The organism is Bacteroides sp. HF-162, from assembly GCF_015679285.1.
In the GTDB taxonomy this organism is placed as follows: domain Bacteria; phylum Bacteroidota; class Bacteroidia; order Bacteroidales; family Bacteroidaceae; genus Bacteroides; species Bacteroides uniformis.
The window spans coordinates 1,486,376-1,505,928 of record NZ_CP064937.1; the positions used below are offsets into that span (position 1 = coordinate 1,486,376).

General features: G+C 46.7%; 16 protein-coding genes and 2 pseudogenes. 13 read left to right on the top strand and 5 right to left on the bottom strand.

The features are described 5' to 3' along the window. Window positions 1–4: 4 nt before the first annotated feature. Window positions 5–457 carry a DUF6078 family protein gene (locus tag ITJ87_RS05810; protein ID WP_117966502.1) on the top strand — a complete coding sequence of 151 codons (453 nt, stop codon included), beginning with the start codon at window positions 5–7 and terminating at the stop codon, window positions 455–457. Between the two features lie 183 nt (window positions 458–640). Here the strand turns inward: ITJ87_RS05810 and ITJ87_RS05815 are convergent, their stop codons facing one another. Further along, window positions 641–1,261 (bottom strand): lysine exporter LysO family protein, encoded by a 621-nt coding sequence (locus ITJ87_RS05815; RefSeq protein ID WP_117966505.1) that lies wholly within the window; start codon window positions 1,259–1,261, stop codon window positions 641–643. After that, window positions 1,258–1,536 (bottom strand): LysO family transporter, encoded by a 279-nt coding sequence (locus tag ITJ87_RS05820; protein ID WP_005825664.1) that lies wholly within the window; start codon window positions 1,534–1,536, stop codon window positions 1,258–1,260. Before ITJ87_RS05820 ends, ITJ87_RS05815 begins: the two co-directional genes overlap by 4 nt. Window positions 1,537–1,967: 431 nt before the next feature. Here ITJ87_RS05820 and ITJ87_RS05825 point away from each other — a divergent pair, with 431 nt between their 5' ends. The 10 genes and pseudogenes from ITJ87_RS05825 to ITJ87_RS05870 all read left to right on the top strand — a co-directional run. Further along, window positions 1,968–2,627: a lipocalin family protein gene (locus tag ITJ87_RS05825; RefSeq protein WP_117966508.1), complete on the top strand. Its 660-nt coding sequence runs from the start codon at window positions 1,968–1,970 to the stop codon at window positions 2,625–2,627. Window positions 2,628–2,764: 137 nt separating this feature from the next. Next, window positions 2,765–4,753: a urocanate hydratase gene (locus ITJ87_RS05830; RefSeq protein ID WP_117966510.1), complete on the top strand. Its 1,989-nt coding sequence runs from the start codon at window positions 2,765–2,767 to the stop codon at window positions 4,751–4,753. Between the two features lie 31 nt (window positions 4,754–4,784). After that, window positions 4,785–5,675 (top strand): glutamate formimidoyltransferase, encoded by an 891-nt coding sequence (gene ftcD, locus ITJ87_RS05835; protein ID WP_117966513.1) that lies wholly within the window; start codon window positions 4,785–4,787, stop codon window positions 5,673–5,675. Between the two features lie 63 nt (window positions 5,676–5,738). Beyond that, on the top strand, window positions 5,739–6,992 hold the full coding sequence (hutI, locus tag ITJ87_RS05840) for an imidazolonepropionase (protein WP_117966516.1): 1,254 nt from the start codon (window positions 5,739–5,741) through the stop codon (window positions 6,990–6,992). Window positions 6,993–7,035: 43 nt separating this feature from the next. Further along, complete coding sequence (locus tag ITJ87_RS05845; RefSeq protein WP_117601029.1) at window positions 7,036–7,665, top strand: cyclodeaminase/cyclohydrolase family protein; 630 nt, start codon at window positions 7,036–7,038, stop codon at window positions 7,663–7,665. Beyond that, window positions 7,662–9,158 carry a histidine ammonia-lyase gene (gene hutH / locus ITJ87_RS05850; protein WP_117601030.1) on the top strand — a complete coding sequence of 499 codons (1,497 nt, stop codon included), beginning with the start codon at window positions 7,662–7,664 and terminating at the stop codon, window positions 9,156–9,158. The genes ITJ87_RS05845 and hutH overlap by 4 nt, the downstream gene beginning before the upstream one ends. A 155-nt stretch (window positions 9,159–9,313) precedes the next feature. Continuing rightward, the gene (locus tag ITJ87_RS05855) at window positions 9,314–9,976 is read left to right on the top strand and encodes a TetR/AcrR family transcriptional regulator (protein WP_117966519.1); all 663 of its coding nucleotides are present in this window, start codon (window positions 9,314–9,316) and stop codon (window positions 9,974–9,976) included. 27 nt (window positions 9,977–10,003) lie between these two features. After that, entirely contained in the window at window positions 10,004–11,362 is a 1,359-nt protein-coding gene (locus tag ITJ87_RS05860) for a TolC family protein (protein ID WP_117966522.1), read from the top strand. Between the two features lie 37 nt (window positions 11,363–11,399). Continuing rightward, window positions 11,400–12,416, top strand: a complete 1,017-nt coding sequence (locus ITJ87_RS05865; RefSeq protein WP_117974776.1) for an efflux RND transporter periplasmic adaptor subunit — start codon at window positions 11,400–11,402, stop codon at window positions 12,414–12,416. Window positions 12,417–12,510: 94 nt separating this feature from the next. Beyond that, window positions 12,511–12,792: pseudogene (locus ITJ87_RS05870) on the top strand (efflux RND transporter permease subunit); the annotation flags it as partial. Between the two features lie 130 nt (window positions 12,793–12,922). On the opposite strand, the gene ITJ87_RS05875 reads toward ITJ87_RS05870, so the two are convergent. Genes ITJ87_RS05875 through ITJ87_RS05885 form a run of 3 tightly spaced genes read right to left on the bottom strand, consistent with a single transcriptional unit; the run spans window position 12,923 to window position 16,144 of the window. Continuing rightward, window positions 12,923–13,939, bottom strand: a complete 1,017-nt coding sequence (locus tag ITJ87_RS05875; RefSeq protein ID WP_008024684.1) for a site-specific integrase — start codon at window positions 13,937–13,939, stop codon at window positions 12,923–12,925. A gap of 5 nt (window positions 13,940–13,944) precedes the next feature. Further along, window positions 13,945–14,898: a tyrosine-type recombinase/integrase gene (locus tag ITJ87_RS05880; RefSeq protein ID WP_229091420.1), complete on the bottom strand. Its 954-nt coding sequence runs from the start codon at window positions 14,896–14,898 to the stop codon at window positions 13,945–13,947. Beyond that, window positions 14,891–16,144, bottom strand: a complete 1,254-nt coding sequence (locus tag ITJ87_RS05885; RefSeq protein WP_008024682.1) for a site-specific integrase — start codon at window positions 16,142–16,144, stop codon at window positions 14,891–14,893. The genes ITJ87_RS05880 and ITJ87_RS05885 overlap by 8 nt, the downstream gene beginning before the upstream one ends. Before the next feature lie 146 nt (window positions 16,145–16,290). Between ITJ87_RS05885 and ITJ87_RS05890 the strand changes: the two are divergent. Both ITJ87_RS05890 and ITJ87_RS05895 read left to right on the top strand, forming a co-directional pair. Continuing rightward, window positions 16,291–19,182, top strand: a pseudogene (locus ITJ87_RS05890) (efflux RND transporter permease subunit); the annotation flags it as partial. Between the two features lie 51 nt (window positions 19,183–19,233). Then, entirely contained in the window at window positions 19,234–19,527 is a 294-nt protein-coding gene (locus ITJ87_RS05895) for a PG0541 family transporter-associated protein (RefSeq protein WP_005825638.1), read from the top strand. Window positions 19,528–19,553: the final 26 nt, after the last annotated feature.

The window sequence follows — 19,553 nt, forward strand, 5'->3', positions numbered from 1 at the left end:
TAAGATGATATTATTGCAAGACGTGCCCGATGGGTACGAATACTGCTTTGCGGGTAACGGAAAGTGCCCCAAAGCCTCTTCCTGCCTGCGGGCGATAGCGGCACAACTGTTGTCCGAGAGTGACCCCCCCCAACCACAGTCCGTTCGTGCGGTGAATCCTTTTTATGTCAGCAGCTTGTCCGGGTCCTCCACCTGTGCCCGTTACCGCTCCAGCGAGCAGCTGCACTATGCCCGCGGTATGACGCATCTTTTCGACGAAGTACCCACCAAGCTGCTTTTCACCGTGCGCCATCGCGTGATGGGATGCTTCTCTTGCGAACGCTATTACTATCATTGCCGCAAGGGCGAGCGGCCTATCTCTCCCGAAGAACAGCAACGGATAGCCCGGGTATTCAAGGCGGTAGGCATAAGCACCAAGCCTAAGTTCGACCGCTACGAGTATGCGGTAGCTTGGTGACCGGCTGCAAAGTCATTGCACGCCTTTTGCAGCGTCACTGCAAACCCGTTGCAGTCGCGCTGCAAAGCAGTTGCAGTATCACTGCAAAAAGCATGCACTCACTTTGCAGTGAGAAGTCGCTGTTGTTCACGTTGTTAAAGTATGAATACAATGAGGCCTTATCCTCCTTTTTCGGCCCGCTGTTTACAGATTGCAGAAGAAGGATACGAATACCGGTACACTCATATCAATTAATATTCCGTGGAATATAGCGATAGGAATCACATCCTTTCCGGAATATTGGGTGATGGAGGGTAGAAGTACATCCATCGAATTGACCCCTGCCGCCGATATAGGTGCCAGTTTGCCGAAATATTTCCGGATGAGCGGTGCACCCAGCAAAGCCATCATTTCACGGAAGATATTGGCAAGCAGGGCGATGGTGCCCAGTTCCGTGGCGAGTTGCAGACCTATGGAAGGTTCCTTGAATTGCGTAATCAGAATGGAGGAAAGCGAATAATAAGCAAATCCGCTACCCACCGCCATGCAGTCGAACACACTCCATTGGCTCAACAGCAGACTGGCGAAGGCGGAGAACAACAGTGTTCCCACAATGGTGGCCATCGGCACCAAAAGCATTTTGGGCCGCAGACTCTTGACCAGCTCCTTCAATTGCTTGTTGCTCCCGATGCCGATGCCCACCTGGAACATCAATGCATAGAGCACATACATGGATAAGTCGTGCAAGTCGAACTGAAAATCATTGGCTACTCCCATCAGGCAGCCGGCACAGAAAAATGCAACAACCATCAAACTTCCCTTCATCTCTTCTCTCCTTTCTTAAAAAATAGGTGAAACACCATCAGTGAGGCTAGCATGCTGCCTGTAATGCTCAGTGAGGCCAGTACGGCGGCCTGCCACCCGAATCTTCCCAGATTGTCAACAATCAGACGGTTGGAACCGATGGATACACCGAGTACAAAGAGCAGCAGTAAGATGGTGAGCGAGGCGCTTTTCTCCACTTTTTGCAACATCTGTACATTACGCATTAGGTATCCGATACCGATTCCTATAAACATGATGGATATAATTGTAAACATAAGTTTTTTTCTTTTTTGGGTGAATACATAGGTTAGTCCGGTTTTTCCGAACGGAAACTCCATACACGGCATCTCTCCCTCCTTTTCTCGGTAAGGGAAGTGCAAAATAGTAAGATGCAAATTGCAGGATAGTTAAATGAATCCGCTGAACCAATGTACGTGCACTATGAAGTGGCCGCATAAGGTCTTGTTGCCCCATGCAGCATTGCGCGTATTGTATCTTGTAGTTAAGTACTGGTTCATATCGTTTTTGAATTTCGGTGCAAAGGTAATGCTAGTTTGAATAATTTCCAAATAAATATTCATAATTTGTTTCGTGAAAAGATTCTTTGATGCGTGGAAGTTCCCGTAAAAACATTATTTTTGCAAGAGAATAGAGGAAAAACAAGAGCTCCTTTGTTTAGAAATATAGTTTTAAAAAGAGAAGAGATATGAAAAGATTGAGAGATTTAACTGCTGTTCTTGGCATGGTTGCTTTGGCTGCTTGCAACAATGCCTCCATTGAAGGCTCCTGGGTGGAGCCGGTTCCGGGAATGCCCGGCATGCAACAAGGTTTCGTTCTTGATAGGGACGGAAGCGCCTCTTCCATTAACATGGCCACCTTGAAATATGAGGCATGGAAAAAAGTAGGAAACCGGTTGTTACTTTCAGGTACCAGCATCGGCAATCACCAGAATATTTCTTTCACGGATACGCTGACAATAGAAAAACTGACGCAGGACAGCCTGATTCTCAAAAGAGGAGAGTTGCTCTTGAAATATGCCAGGAACAATGAAGCTCTGAATCAAAAAACAATACCTGCTGCGGTGCTTACCCCTGCCAAGAAACTTCTGTCGGTAAGAGGCGAGCTGGTCATCGGCCATGAGGTGCGTTCCTTCAAAGCCGAAGGAGATTCTGCCGATTATTGGATTGTGGATGAGACCGGAGAACTCATGCAAAAATATGATGATATGACGAAAGGAGTTAAAAACGGAAAACCGGTATACGTAGAGTTGGAAGTAATCGATATGGGCAAAGCCGATGACGGATTTGCCGCCGATTATGAGGGTGTCTATCAGATAATGAAAATCAATAAAATGGCTTTAAAATAGAAATCCTCTTTGTTGGTTTCTGACTAAAAGATAAATAATCCCGGCATTCCATTGCGAATGTCGGGATTTATTTCTATATTGCGGCAAATATAGCCCTCGTGGGCTGACATTTTGTAAATCCTTAATCTTTATAGGACATGGAGATAACCTTAAGTAAAACATTGCCTTCCTATCCTTCCTTTGTCGAGGGTATCCGGCGGGCACCCGACCGTGGCTACACCCTTACCCCTGCGCAGACGGCTACGGCATTGAAGAACGCTTTGCGCTACATCCCCAAAGAGCTGCACGAAACCCTCGCTCCGGAGTTCATGGAAGAACTGCGTACACGTGGACGTATCTATGGCTACCGCTACCGCCCGCAGGGCGACCTCAAAGCGAAACCTATCGATGAGTACAAAGGGAACTGTATTGAAGGCAAGGCCTTCCAGGTGATGATTGACAATAATCTTTGTTTCGACATCGCCCTTTATCCGTATGAATTAGTTACCTATGGTGAGACGGGACAGGTCTGTCAGAACTGGATGCAATACCGGCTCATCAAGCAGTACCTCGAAGTGTTGACGCGCGAGCAGACACTGGTTATCGAAAGCGGGCATCCGTTGGGACTGTTCAAATCCAAGCCCGAAGCGCCCCGTGTCATCATTACCAATGCGCTGATGGTGGGGCTCTATGATAATCAGAAGGACTGGCACACCGCTATGCAGATGGGCGTTGCCAACTACGGCCAGATGACTGCCGGAGGCTGGATGTACATCGGTCCGCAGGGCATTGTGCACGGCACCTTTAATACGCTGCTGAATGCGGGCCGTCTGAAGCTGGGCATTCCGCAGGATGGTGATTTGCGCGGACGCTTGTTTGTTTCTTCCGGTCTGGGAGGCATGAGCGGTGCGCAGCCCAAAGCTGCCGAGATGGCAGGGGCGGCGGCAATCATTGCCGAGGTGGATGCTTCCCGCATCGAAACCCGCCATACCCAGGGTTGGGTGGGACACGTTACGGATTCTCTGGAAGAAGCCTTCTCGCTGGCTCAAAAAGCGATGGATGAGTGCCGCCCGGTTTCTGTGGCCTATCACGGCAATGTCGTCGATTTGCTGGAATATGCGGTGCAGAAGCAGTTGCACATAGATTTACTTTCCGACCAGACTTCCTGCCATGCCACCTACGAGGGCGGTTACTGTCCCGTCGGACTGACGTTTGAGCAGCGTACCCGTATGCTGCATGAAAATCCGTCGGAGTTCCGGTGCCTGGTGAATGTTTCCTTGGAGCGTCATTTCAAGGCTATAAAGAGGCTGGTGGAACACGGTACATACTTCTTCGATTATGGGAACTCCTTCATGAAAGCCGTCTACGATGCCGGTGTGAGCGAAATTGCGCGAGACGGGGACGATAAGAACGGCTTCATTTTCCCCAGCTATGTGGAAGACATTATGGGACCGGAATTGTTTGATTATGGTTATGGTCCGTTCCGCTGGGTGTGTCTCAGTGGAAAACATGAAGACTTGGTGAAGACCGACCGTGCGGCGATGGAATGTATCGACCCTACACGTCGCGGGCAAGATTTGGATAACTACAATTGGATTCGTGATGCGGAGAAGAACAATCTGGTAGTCGGCACGCAGGCTCGTATTCTCTATCAGGATGCCGTGGGACGCATGAATATAGCTTTGCGCTTCAATGAAATGGTGCGTAAGGGAGAGGTCGGCCCCATCATGTTGGGACGCGACCATCACGATGTCAGCGGTACAGACTCTCCATTCCGTGAAACATCCAATATCAAGGACGGCAGTAATGTCATGGCAGATATGGCGGTACAGTGTTTTGCCGGAAACTGTGCGCGTGGCATGAGCTTGGTGGCCTTGCACAATGGAGGTGGCGTAGGTATCGGAAAAGCCATCAACGGCGGTTTCGGCATGGTGTGCGACGGTAGTGAGCGGGTAGACGAAATCTTGCGTTCCGCCATGCTGTGGGATGTGATGGGTGGTGTGGCACGCCGTTCGTGGGCGCGTAACCCTCATGCCATGGAGACGAGTGAAGAGTTTAACCGTACGCATGCAGATGGCTATCATATCACGATGCCGTATGTGGCAGATGAGGATTTGATTAGAAGCATGTGTATATTCTCTCATTAGCATATTACTCACATTAGCATATTAGAATATTATGGACAGAATTATGGAATGCGTCCCCAATTTCAGTGAAGGGCGCGATTTGCAAAAGATAGATAAGATAGTGGCTCCTTTTCGGAGCAAACAAGGTGTGAAACTGTTGGATTACAGCAACGATGAAGACCATAACCGCCTCGTGGTGACCGTAGTGGGTGAGCCTGAACCGCTTCGTGATGCTGTGCTCGAAGCTATCGGCGTAGCGGTAGAGCTGATAGATCTCAATCACCATCAGGGACAGCACCCTCGTATGGGTGCTGTAGATGTAGTACCTTTTATCCCCATCCGGAATGTGACGATGGAAGAAGCTGTTGCCCTCTCCAAAGAGGTGGGCGAGGAGGTTGCAAAACGTTACAATCTTCCTGTCTTCTTATATGAAAAGTCTGCTTCTGCCCCTCATCGGGAGAATCTGGCCGCTGTCCGTAAAGGAGAGTTCGAAGGTATGGCCGAGAAGATAAAGCAACCGGAATGGCATCCCGACTTTGGACCGGCTGAACGTCATCCCACCGCAGGCACAGTAGCTATCGGTGCCCGCATGCCTTTGGTGGCCTATAACATCAACCTCAATACTCCCAGTCTGGAGATAGCCCATGACATCGCTAAGAAAATCCGTTTCATCGGCGGCGGACTGCGTTATTGCAAGGCAATGGGAGTGGAGTTGAAAGATCGCGGCATCACGCAGGTATCCATCAACATGACGGACTATACCCGCACCGCCCTCTACCGTGCTTTCGAACTGGTGCGTGTGGAAGCCCGCCGCTACGGTGTCAGCATTGTGGGCAGTGAGATTATCGGTCTGGTGCCGATGGAGGCCTTGATAGATACAGCGTCCTACTATCTGGGATTGGAGAACTTCTCCATGGAGCAAGTTTTAGAAGCACGAATGTAACCGAATTAAATAGTACTAACTTAATTCCCCTCCTTACGGGGGAGGGGTTAGGGGAGAGGCTTTATGACAGAGAACCTTATTATATTCAATGCCCGTGTCGTGACCCCCCTCGGTTTTTCCGCCCGTCGCGGCAGCGAGATGGAGCAACTGAGCATCATCGACAATGCTACGGTGGAAGTGACCGACGGTGTCATCACCTACGTCGGTCCCAACCGTGGAGAGGAGCGTGACGGCTATTATCAGCACTACTGGCATTACAATGCCCGCGGCAAGTGTCTGCTGCCCGGCTTTGTGGACTCACACACACATTTTGTGTTTGGTGGCGAGCGTGCCGAGGAGTTCTCCTGGCGTTTGAAGGGAGAGAGTTACATGTCCATCATGGAACGTGGAGGAGGCATCGTGAGTACGGTGAAGGCTACCCGTGCATGCAATTTCATCCAGCTGCGCAGCAAGGCGGAGGGCTTTCTGAAGCAGATGAGTGCTATGGGAGTGACTACCGTAGAGGGAAAGAGCGGCTACGGTCTGGACAAGGAAACCGAACTCCTGCAGCTTCGGGTGATGCGTAGCCTTAATAATGACGAGCACAAGCGTGTAGACGTTGTCTCCACTTTTCTCGGCGCACATGCTGTGCCTGCAGAATACAACGGGCGGACGGACGAATACGTGGACTACATTATCCGCGAAGTGATGCCCGTAGTGGTTCATAATAATTTGGCAGAGTTCTGCGATGTCTTCTGTGAGCAGGGTGTTTTCTCCATCGAACAGTCTCGTCGCCTTTTGCTAGCAGCCAAGGAAATGGGACTTGCCTTGAAACTCCATGCCGATGAAATTGTACCATTAGGTGGTGCTGGACTGGCTGCTGAACTTTCTGCCGTCTCTGCCGACCATCTGCTGCATGCTTCGGATGCGGACATCCGCGCCATGGCCAATAAAGAAGTTGTGGCGACCCTTCTTCCGCTGACAGCCTTTGCTTTGAAGGAACCCTATGCCCGTGGACGCGAAATGATTGATGCCGGTTGTGCCGTGGCTCTTGCCACCGACCTCAATCCGGGCAGTTGTTTCTCCGGTTCCATCCCCCTGACATTTGCCTTGGCGTGCATTTATATGAAAATGAGTGTTGAAGAGGCCATCACTGCCCTGACCTTGAACGGTGCAGCCGCCTTGAACCGTGCGGACAGCATTGGTAGTATCGAGGTGGGCAAAAAAGGGGATTTTGTAGTCCTCGATACGGACAATTATCATTTTTTGCCCTATTACGTCGGGATGAATTGTGTCAATACCACCGTGAAGAACGGAGTTCTTTATCCGGGACTTTAGAGCTCCTTGAACATTAATATTTAATCCTTAATAATTTATTACCATGTTAGTTGATTTGACAGTAAAGGAATTTTTGAATAAAGTGGCGGGTAGTGATCCCGTCCCCGGTGGCGGTAGTATTGCCGCTTTGAACGGTGCCATTGCTTCTGCTCTTGCCGCTATGGTTGCCAACCTCACCATCGGCAAGAAAGGTTATGAACTTCACGAAGAGCTGATGCGCCATGTCTCCGGAGTTGCCTTGCAGCAGAAGGGAGCTTTTGTGGAAGATATAGACCGCGACTCTGAGGCCTACAACAAGGTGTTTGCCTGCTTCAAGATGCCGAAAGCTACGGATGAGGAAAAAGCGGCGCGCAGTGCTGCCATTCAGGAGGCTACCAAGTTTGCTGCCCTTGTTCCTATGCAGGTGGCACGCAATGCGTATGAGTTGATGACAGTCATCATGGATATAGCCCGCATGGGCAATCGCAATGCCGTTACGGATGCTTGTGTAGCCATGATGTCTGCCCGTTCGGCTGTGCTGGGCGCACTGATGAATGTACGCATCAACCTGGGTTCGTTGAAGGACAAGGAGTTTGTGTCCAAGCTCCAAAGTGAAGCCGATGAATTGGAACACTTGGCTTGTGCGAAAGAAAAGGAATTGTTGGACGAAATCAATCAAGAGCTGAAAGTATGAACAATGTCTATTACGTAGGTTCCGGTGAGCTGACCTTCGACCTCATCGAACGCATCATTAATGAAAACTTGAAACTGGAGCTGGCTCCGGAAGCCAAGCTGCGGATACAGAAGTGCCGCGATTATCTGGACAAGAAGATTGCGGAGTCGGAAGAACCCTTGTATGGCATTACCACCGGTTTCGGCTCGTTGTGCAGCAAGAGCATTTCGTCGGACGAGCTGGGCACCTTGCAGGAGAATCTCATCAAGAGCCATGCTTGCAGTGTGGGCGAGGAGATACGTCCCGTCATCATCAAGCTGATGATGTTGCTCAAGGCGCATGCCCTCTCTTTGGGGCATAGCGGTGTGCAGGTTATTACCGTGCAGCGTATCCTCGACTTTTTCAATAACGACGTGATGCCTATTGTGTATGACCGTGGTTCACTGGGCGCCTCCGGCGATCTGGCTCCTCTGGCCAACCTCTTCCTGCCGCTTATCGGTGTGGGCGATGTTTATTATAAAGGAAAGAAGCGCGAGGCTATCAGCGTGCTCGACGAGTTCGGCTGGGAACCGGTGAAGCTGATGAGTAAAGAGGGATTGGCATTACTCAACGGCACCCAGTTTATGAGTGCCAACGGTGTCTTTGCCATTCTCAAAGCCTTTCGTCTCTCCAAGAAAGCCGACTTGATTGCCGCCCTTTCCCTGGAAGCTTTCGACGGACGTATCGATCCCTTCATGGACTGTATCCAGCAGATTCGTCCACACAAGGGACAGATAGAAACGGGTGCCAACTTCCGCAAGCTATTGGAAGGCAGCGAGCTGGTAGCTCGTCCCAAGCAGCATGTGCAAGACCCTTATTCGTTCCGTTGCATCCCTCAGGTGCATGGGGCAACGAAAGACGCCATCCGTTACGTGTCTTCCGTTCTGCTGACGGAAATCAATTCCGTGACTGACAATCCCACTATCTTCCCCGATGAGGACCGTATCATTTCGGGCGGTAACTTCCACGGCCAACCGCTTGCCATCTCCTACGACTTTCTCGGCATCGCCCTGGCAGAACTGGGCAATATATCCGAGCGGCGCATCGCCCAGCTTATCATGGGGTTGCGCGGACTTCCGGAATTCCTTGTTGCCAATCCCGGTCTGAACTCCGGTTTCATGATTCCGCAATATGCCGCCGCATCTATGGTGAGCCAGAACAAGATGTACTGCTATGCCGCCAGTAGCGACTCCATCGTTTCCTCCAACGGGCAGGAAGACCACGTCAGCATGGGTGCCAATGCAGCTACTAAGCTTTATCGTATTATGGATAATCTGGAGCATATCCTTGCCATCGAACTGATGAATGCCGCTCAGGGCATTGACTTCCGCCGTCCGGCAAAGACTTCTCCCGTTTTGGAGCGTTTCCTGCACGAATACCGCAAGGAAGTTCCCTTTGTGAAGGAGGACATCGTGATGTATAAGGAAATCCATAAGACAGTCGCTTTCCTCAACCGGACAAAGTTTGATTATTAGGAACTTCCCAATAAATCTGCCAGAAACATAATAATTATTAATCTGTTAACAATAAGAAAGGAAACTTAATTGGTAAATTGAGTTTTCTTTCTATATTTGTCTCGTTTTATTCCGATAATGAATAAAAATAGTTTTAGTTTAGAAAGGGAAGAAAAATGGGCGAACACACGAAGCATTCAACATCACGGGTGGAACTAAGGGAACGTATCATTCTGGCCGCTGTAGAATTATTTACAACAAATGGAATAAAAAGTATCACGATGGATGAGATTGCAGCATCTTTGGGTATCTCTAAGCGCACTCTTTACGAAGTTTTTCCGGATAAGGAAACCTTGCTGGAAGAATGTATCCTGAAGTCCCAGAAGGATGGTGATATTTTTGTGAAAGGAGTCATAGAGACTTCCAACAACGTATTGGAAGTTTTGTTGAGATGTTATCAGTGGAGCATAGAGCGTTTTCATGCCACGAACAAGAAGTTTTTCGAGGATATCAAGAAATATCCCAAGGCTTATCAGTTGATGAAGAACAATCGGAACCGAAGCTCGGAAGATACAGTGAACTTCTTCAAAGAGGGCGTGAAGCAAGGCATTTTTCGTGATGATGTGAATTTCGCCATTATCAATCTGCTTGTGCGCGACCAGCTCGATTTGCTGATGAATTCGGACATCTGCAATGAGTATTCTTTCCTTGAAGTGTACGAATCTATCATGTTCACTTTCTTGCGCGGTATCTCTACGGAGAAGGGTGCCCGTGTCCTGGAGGACTTTATCTGCGAATATCGCAAGAATCAGGTAAAGCCGGATGAAACGAAGGAGTAGTTTTAATAAATAATCTATTTTTGATTTATGAAGATGCAGAGATTTTGGGTAGGCAGAGCACTACTGTTGGCAGTTGCTGTGCTGTATGCCGGCGGCTATGTGCGCGCACAAGAGGCAAAGGATACCCTGACCCTGACCCTTGACCGTGCCTTGGAGATTGCTTTAAGCGACAATCCTACCATAAAGGTGGCGGAGGAAGAAATTGCTTTGAAGAAAGTGACTCACAAGGAAAACTGGCAGAACTTGCTTCCGCAGGCAAGCATTGACGGTACGTGGAATCATACCATCAGTGCGGCACAGATGAATCTTGGCGGACAGTCGTTCAAGATGGGTATGGACAATTCGAATACGGTAAGCGGGGTGCTGAATATCAGTTTGCCCATATTCGCCCCTAGCGTATATAAGGCCATGTCGATGACGAAGACAGACATTGAACTGGCTGTGGAAAAGTCACGGGCTTCTAAGCTGGACTTGGTGAACCAGGTAACTAAGGGTTATTATCAGCTGATGCTGACACAAGACTCCTACGATGTGTTGCAGAAGAGCTATAAGCTGGCGGAAGACAACTACAACATTGTCAATGCCAAGTATCAGCAGGGGGCCGTCAGTGAGTTCGATAAAATCAGTGCCGAGGTGCAGATGCGCAGCATTAAGCCGAATGTGATTTCGGCGGGTAATGCCGTGACGTTGTCCAAGTTGCAGTTGAAGGTACTGATGGGGGTAACGGCTGATGTGGATATAGAGATTGCCGACAATCTCGGCAACTATGAGACGGAGCTGTTTGCCAATGAACTGAATCAGCCCGCTGCCAATCTGAACAATAATACGACGATGAAGCAGTTGGACTTGAACCGGAAGATGCTCAATCAGAACATCAAGTCACTCCGTGCCAACTTCATGCCTACTTTGGGTATGAACTATTCTTACCAGTACCAGTCACTCTACAACGAGGATTGGAACATCCTCGATTATAATTGGAGCGGAAGTTCCGCACTGATGTTTACGCTGAGTATTCCTTTGTATAAGGCAAGCAATTTCACCAAGCTCAAGTCCAACCGTATTCAGATACGTCAGTTGGAGCAGAACCGTCTGGACACAGAGCGAAAGCTGAACATGCAGATTATCAGCTACCAGAACAACATGGCTGCCAGTTCCGAGCAGGTTGTCAGCAACCGCGAGAATGTGATGCAGGCACAGAAAGCTGTGCAGATTGCCGGTAAACGCTATGAGGTAGGCAAAGGTACGGTGTTGGAACTGAACACATCACAAGTGCAGCTTACGGAGGCTGAACTGACTTACAATCAGTCCATCTATGATTATCTGGTAGCGAAGGCTGACCTTGACCAAGTGCTGGGAAAGGATTATATTGCAGAGAACGAAGAATGAAGAACTAAGAATGAAGAATAGAAATAAGAACAACGATATGAAAAAAGGTTTTCAATGGATGGCCCTGCTGGTTGTTGCCATGTTGGGGGCATGTAGCGGAGGTAGTGATAAAGCTGCTGCTGAGAAGGTGGACGAAAAGCCGAGGGTGAAACTGGCCGAGGTGTCGTCCCGTCCCGTGGAACAGATTCAGGAATACACCGCTACGGTGGAAGCCGAAGTAAAAAACAATATTGCTCCCTCTTCTCCGGTGCGTATAGACCGCATTTTTGTGGAGGTGGGCGACCGCGTGTCGAAAGGCCAGAAGCTGGTCAGCATGGATGCTGCCAATCTGAAGCAGATAAAATATCAGTTGGACAACCAGCAGATAGAGTTCAAGCGTATTGACGAGTTGTATAAGGTAGACGGTGCCTCCAAGTCGGAGTGGGATGCCGCCAAGATGAATCTCGACATTCGTGAGACTTCCTATAAGAATCTCTTGGAGAACACCTCGTTGCTCAGTCCCATTAACGGGGTGGTGACGGCACGCAATTACGATAACGGAGATATGTATAGTGGTGGAGAACCGGTACTGGTAGTGGAGCAAATCACTCCGGTAAAACTATACATCAACGTATCCGAAGGCTACTTTACCAAAGTGAAGAAGGGCGCTCCCGTATCCGTGAAAGTAGATGTCTATGGTGACGAGGAGTTTGAAGGCAAAATCAGCCTTGTTTATCCTACCATCGACCCGGCTACCCGTACTTTCCCGGTAGAGATACAGCTTGTCAACCGTGATCAGCGCGTACGTCCGGGAATGTTTGCCCGCGCCACGCTGAACTTCGGAACACAGGACCACGTGGTTGTTCCCGACCTGGCCATTGTGAAGCGTGCCGGTTCAGGCGACCGCTATGTCTATGTCTACAAGGACGGCAAGGTGTCTTATAATAAGGTAGAGCTTGGCCGTCGTATGGATACGGAGTATGAGTTGATTTCCGGTGTAGACAATAACTCTCGAGTTGTTATTGCCGGGCAGTCTAAATTAGCCGATGGTGTGGAAGTCGAGGTAGAAAAATAATATGGTAATGTGATAATATGCTAATGTGCCGATGTAGCTACATTGCGCAGCCAATTAGCATATTAGCACATTGGCAAATTAAAGAATTAATCTTATGAGTTTATACGAAGGAGCGGTTAAGAAACCGATTATGACCTCGCTCTGCTTCCTGGCAGTGGCTATATTTGGTCTGTTCTCTCTGTCGAAATTGCCGGTAGACCTTTATCCGGACATCGAGACCAACACCATTATGGTGATGACGACCTATCAGGGTGCCAGTGCCTCGGACATTGAGAACAACGTGACCCGTCCGTTGGAAAACGTGCTGAACTCGGTCAGTAATCTGAAGCATATCACTTCCCGTTCGTCGGAGAATATTTCCGTGATTACGCTGGAATTGTTATGTAAAGGTTTGCATAACATTTCTTATGCCAACAAATTTATTATGCAAAGTGACTTAAACTAAATCACAGCTACAAAAGTAATTATAAAAAGATTTATCTCCATCACTTTGCATAATATTTTCATCAGAAAGACTTTAAAAAATCCATTAACTTTTCATTTCCTTGCCACATAGGTTTAGTATCCACCTCCTGAACAACTTTAATATAAGCTTTTTCTATAGCCTCCCGTTTCACTTTTGAGTCCGCTCTTGCATAAATTTCTGTAGTTTGCACATTCACGTGCCCCAAAATATCTCTAATATAAACTAAGTTAACCCCAGCTTGTAACAGATGCATTGCCTTACTATGCCTAAGACTATGACAGCTTATTTTCCCCTTCATTAACGTGGGATGAAGTAGCTTTGCCTTTTTGATGTATCTATCCAGTATATTCGCCACCCCTGCTCTTGTCAGCTTTTCGCCCCAACAGTTTGTAAATAGCGGATGTTGTAGACATTCTGATCTCAACAATCCATTCTCTTTCATATATATTTTCAGTATATCCAACTGTTCTTCAAGCATTGGTACAACTCTATTTTTATTCCCTTTTCCCGTGATTATTACAGTATATGGTTCATCTAATCGAACACATTGCGGAGTTAGGCTTATTACTTCTGACACTCTACACGCTGTATCATACATAAGTGACAATAACGCCAGATCCCTACGACCTTTAGGTTTGGTCGTATCTGGTTGTTGCAGAAGAATCTTCATCTCTTCTACCGTTAGATAGTTCATAATAGGCTTGACACTCTTTTTATTATTTATAGCCATTATTTCTTGATATTCGTATAGATGGTCTGAACTCTGATATTGGAGGTACTTAAAAAATGATTGTATGGCAGCAAGGCGAAGATTACGTGTTGATGTACAGCAACTTCTTTTTGTTTCCAACCAATCAAGGAAGGACAAGATATTCTCTTTTGTTATACTTTCCATTGTCAGTTTTTCAGCTTTTACACCTTTACTTTCCATGTATACCAGATATAAGGTAAATGTGTCCCTGTATGAATGGATCGTATTAGTACTTGCTCCTCTTTCATGGGGCAAATACCGGAGAAGGAAGTCTGTTAGATATTTTGAAAAATTTGTAGGTTTCATAAATGTCACATTTTAGGGAAAATATCAAAACCAATGATATCTATTTTTCTAATTAATTCGGGATACATCTCTGACGTAAGCCGAACATAGTTATTCGTCGCCCGCAAAGATTGATGTCCAAGGTAAGTTGATAGGATCGGCAAAGAACAATATAAATCCATACCTTCTTCAGCCATTTTAGCAAGAGAGTGAACGGCAAATGTATGTCTCAAGTCATGCAGACGTATGCGGTCTTTGGGAATGTTTGCTTGAATGAGTATTTTGCAAAATCGACGATATATGCTATCCCTGTCACAAGCCCTTCCTTTAAGTGTGATAAAAAAGGGAGTAGTATCTGATATCTTTACGGGTAATCTGTTTCTATGTACAACATAATCTTTAAGAACCTCTGCTAAAGAAGTGGAAAATGGGACAATCCTGTCTTTGCCGTTTTTTGTATCTCGTAAAATGAAGTATTCTTCCTCAAGATTAATATCTTCATTGAGCAGAGACAAGGCTTCACCTATGCGTATTCCTGTTCCGTATAACATGCGAAGCAGTGAAGGCATTATAAAAAAAGAGGATCTCATATCATTATTTCCACTTTGCATATTATCACATGTCGTAAAAATTCGTTCTATCTCTTTTGATGAAAAGATATGAGGGATAAAGGTATTTCTCAATGACGGGGTTCTTGGTATATATGAGCGGATTCCTTTTTTGTTAAGAAACGAAGAGAAAGCACCTAAAATATAGCACCTACGATAATGGTAACTATTGGATTCATTGTCACGTTCCTTGCACCATGCATCTGACAACTCCTTGGTAATACCTATTGCAGTCTCATTTCTTTCAATAGTAAATCTATCAAATAAAGTCAGGACAAACTCTCCCCCAATATACTTAAATCCCATACTGCGCTTCAAGCTCACAAACTCTCTTATCAATGAGGCGTAAATGCCTTTAAAATTTCTATTCATAAAAATAGCCTCCTTTCTGGGTATAAAAGTTTTCACATACAGGTGATACATCAAGGGAGCATTTTTTCAGTGATTGGATATCTATTCTTAGATAATAACTTGTTGATTCCGTGTTCTCATGCCCTAAAACTTCGCTTATAACAGGGAGCTTTACCTGCTCTTCTAAAAGAAGTGTCGCTAAGGAATGTCGAAGGGCATGTGCGCCATGATGCTTGTTCTTTATATTTACGTTGGCTTTAAGAAAATATTTCTTGGCTATCTGGGATATGACCGGTTGGTTTATGTGAGTATAGGGAGAACGTGCCAAGAGAAATATATATGATGACTGGGACTTTGGACGTCCATACCGTAGATATTCAATAATAGCATTGCCTATTTCCGGTAGAAGTGGCAGTTCTAATTCCTTATTTGTTTTATGCTGGATTAAACGTATGGCATTATCCTCCCACAATATATTTTCAAACTTTAAATTTGCTATATCAGAAGCCCTCAAACCAAGCATTGTGGCTAATAGAATAATTGAGTAATTACGTTTTCCTGTAGTCGTACTTCTATCCACAGAAGACACTATCTTTTTTATTTCTTCAGAAGTGTAAGCTGACGGTAGCTTAGGCTGTTTCTTATAATTATCTTTTGGAATAAATGCCGCTAAATCCATATCTATAATTTTGTGTTCATATAGATATCGGAAAAAGTTACGTAGAATATGGATGGATATACTTGCTACAGATTTATATTTAGTACCAATGGTATTAAGATATTTAATGATGTGGGTAATCTCAACTTGTTCTATGGAGGCTACTTTTGCAGATGTTAGAAAATCAAGGAAACGATGGAATATTTGTTTGTGATTGTAGATAGTGTGTCCGGACAAGCGTTCTTGACTTCGAGATAATATATATTGCATCATCAAACTGCCAATCTCTCCTTTCAATTCTACCGGAACTTTTCTTGGAATAACTTGGCCTGTAATGAGGTAATTTTTCAGGAGTAAGATAGCGGATAAAAATTTCTTGTCACCAGATTTTAATGAAGTTAAATCTTTAGAACCATAAAGAGAAGATAAAAAATCATCGCAGACTTTAGGGGTGAGGGAATGCAAATCATTGTTCTCCATGAACTGCCTTAATTGATTCCATTTCCATGCATAGCCTTCCAATGTACTATCTGTACGAGAAAAATCCTCTTTTAAGATTTTCAGCATAGAGGATGTGACTGCTTCAAAAGTTGTTGAGTGATCATTCATACGTCATTAATTTAAGTTGTGGCAATATCACCGCACTTAAATTAATGAAATTCTTATGTAAAGAAATAAATGATTATATTTTTATAATTACTTTTGTAGCTGCGATTTAGTTTAAGTCACTTTGCATAATAAATTTGTTGGCATAAGAGTTTGAGTATGGATATGACATAGACGTGCTGACGAATGACGTGCGTGATAAACTGGACATGGTGAGCTCCATGCTGCCCGATGAGGTCGAAACTCCCATCATCTTCAAGTTCAGTACGGACATGATTCCTATCCTGCTGCTCTCCGTGCAGGCGGAGGAGAGCCAGCCGGCTCTTTACAAAATATTGGATGACAACGTGGCGAATCCCTTGGCGCGTGTGCCCGGTGTGGGTACGGTGTCCATTTCGGGTGCCCCCAAGCGTGAGGTCAATGTATATTGCGACCCCAATAAACTGGATGCCTACAACCTTTCTGTAGAAACTATCAGCTCTATTATCAGTGCCGAAAACCGGAATACGCCGGGCGGTACGTTCGATGTGGGTAGCAATACCTATTCGCTGCGTGTGGAAGGTGAGTTCAAGGATCCCAAAGAGATGGAGAACATCGTGGTAGGTACGCACAACGGTGCTTCCGTCTATCTGCGCGATGTGGCAAAAGTTGTGGACTCTGTGGAGGAACGTGCACAGAAGACGTATAGCAACGGTGTGCAGGGCGCCATGATTGTGGTGCAGAAACAATCGGGTGCCAATTCTGTAGCTATTTCGCAGAAGATAATTGATATGTTGCCGCAGTTGCAGAAGTCACTGCCGAGCGATGTGAAGCTGGGGATCATTGTCAATACTTCCGATAACATCTTGAATACAATAGACAGCTTGGAGGAAACCATTATGTACGCTATGCTGTTCGTTATCTTGGTGGTGTTCGTTTTTTTGGGGCGTTGGCGTGCCACGGTCATTATTTGTATCACCATACCGATGTCACTGGTTGCCTCGTTCATCTATCTGGGTATCATCGACGGCGGTTCACTGAATATCATCTCGCTCTCTTGTCTCTCTATTGCTATTGGTAACGTGGTGGACGACGCCATTGTGGTACTCGAGAATGTAACGACCCATATTGAACGGGGTTCCGAACCGAAGCAGGCAGCGATACATGCCACGAACGAGGTGGCCATCTCCGTAATTGCATCTACGCTGACTATGATTGCGGTATTCTTCCCATTGACGATGGTAAGTGGTATGTCCGGTGTGTTATTCCGTCAGTTGGGATGGATGATGTGTGTGATTATGACGGTTTCCACAGTTTCAGCCTTGTCATTCACCCCGATGATGTGTGCGCAGCTTCTGCGTTTGCAGAAAAAGCAGAGTAAGATGTTCGTTACGCTCTATACGCCGATTCAGCGTGCGCTGGACGGTCTTGACGTGTGGTATCAGAACCGGTTGAACTGGGCTGTGCGCCATCGTCTGACGGTTATGGCAGGCTGTGCCGCATTCTTTGTGGCAAGTCTGTTCTGTGCCAAGTACATCGGTACCGAGTTCTTCCCGGCAGCAGACAATAGCCGCATCGGTATCAACCTTCAGTTGCCCATCGGGGCCCGTGTGGAGCGTGCGGAAGCATTGGCTTCGGAACTGACAAACAAGTGGATGACGCGCTACGGAGATATGATGAAAGTTTGCAACTACACTGTGGGGCAGGCGGACTCTGACAATACGTTTGCTTCCATGCAGGACAACGGTAGTCATATCATTAGTTTCAATATCAGTCTGGTGAGTCCGGGAGACCGTGACGTGACACTGGAAACCGTTTGCGACGAAATGCGTGAGGACTTGAAGGGGTATCCTGAATTGGACAAGGCGCAGGTTATTCTGGGCGGTAGCACAGGCGGCATGAGCGCCCAGGCAAGTGCCGACTTTGAGGTTTATGGTTACGACTTCACCGCGACGGACAAAGTGTCAGCCGAACTGAAAGAGAAATTGTTGCAGGTGAAAGGTGTGAGTGAAGTGAACATCAGCCGTCAGGATTATCAGCCCGAATATCAGGTGGACTTTGACCGTGAGAAGCTGGCATTGCATGGCTTGAATCTTTCTACTGCCTCCAACTATCTGCGTAATCGTGTAAATGGTGCTTTGGCATCTTATTATCGCGAAGATGGTGACGAGTACGACATCCGTGTGCGTTACGCTCCCGAATTCCGTACAAAGATTGAAGATTTGGAGAACATCCTTATTTATACGCCTTCCGGTGAGGGTATTCGCGTGAAAGACCTCGGCAAAGTAGTCGAGCGTTCTGCTCCTCCTACCATCGAACGTAAAGACCGTGAGCGTATTGTTACTGTATCTGCGGTTATTTCGGGAGCACCTTTGGGCGATGTGGTGGCCGATGGTAATGCTATAATTGATAAGATGGACCTACCAAGTGGTGTTTCTATCCAGATTTCGGGTTCGTATGAGGACCAACAGGATTCATTCTCCGACTTGGGAACGCTGGCTGTATTGATTGTTATTCTCGTATTCATTGTGATGGCAGCTCAGTTTGAGTCTTTGAGTTATCCGTTCATCATCATGTTTTCCATTCCATTTGCATTCAGCGGTGTGTTGATGGCATTATTCTTTACGGGAACCAATTTGAATGTGATGTCGCTTTTGGGTGGAATCATGTTGATTGGTATTGTGGTGAAGAACGGTATCGTACTCATCGACTACATCACGCTTTGCCGCGAACGTGGTCAAGCGGTGCTTCACTCTGTAGTCACGGCAGGCCGCAGCCGTTTGCGTCCGGTATTAATGACTACACTGACCACTATCCTCGGTATGGTGCCGATGGCTGTAGGGCAGGGTGAAGGTGCCGAGATGTGGCGTCCGTTGGGGGTTGCCGTAATTGGCGGTCTGACGGTATCTACCATTCTGACATTGATTCTTGTCCCTGTACTCTATTGCTCGTTTGCAGGTGTTGGTATTCGGCGCACACGTAAGAAGATTAAGAAAGACCGTGAGCTGAATGATTATTACCAGTTGCATAAGGAGAAGATGACGAAACCACGTAAACAATGATTAATCATTATCCGTTAATCATTAAACATTAATCACTAAACATTATATAGCGTGAAATCAGTATTTATAACATTCGACCAAGCGTTCTTTGAACGTATCATGGCATTGCTTGATCGTCACAACTGCCGCGGCTTCAGCTATTGGCAGCAAGTACAGGGGCGTGGCAGTAAGACGGGAGAACCGCACTATGGCAGCCATGCCTGGCCCAGTATGTGTTCCGCCATCATCACTATCATAGATGAGGCTAAGGTGGCTCCGCTGCTCGAAGCGCTCCATCGGATGGACAAGGAGACCGAGCAACTCGGACTCCGTGCTTTTGTTTGGAATATCGAACAGACCATTTAATCGGGTCTGCTCTGTCTATAACCGTT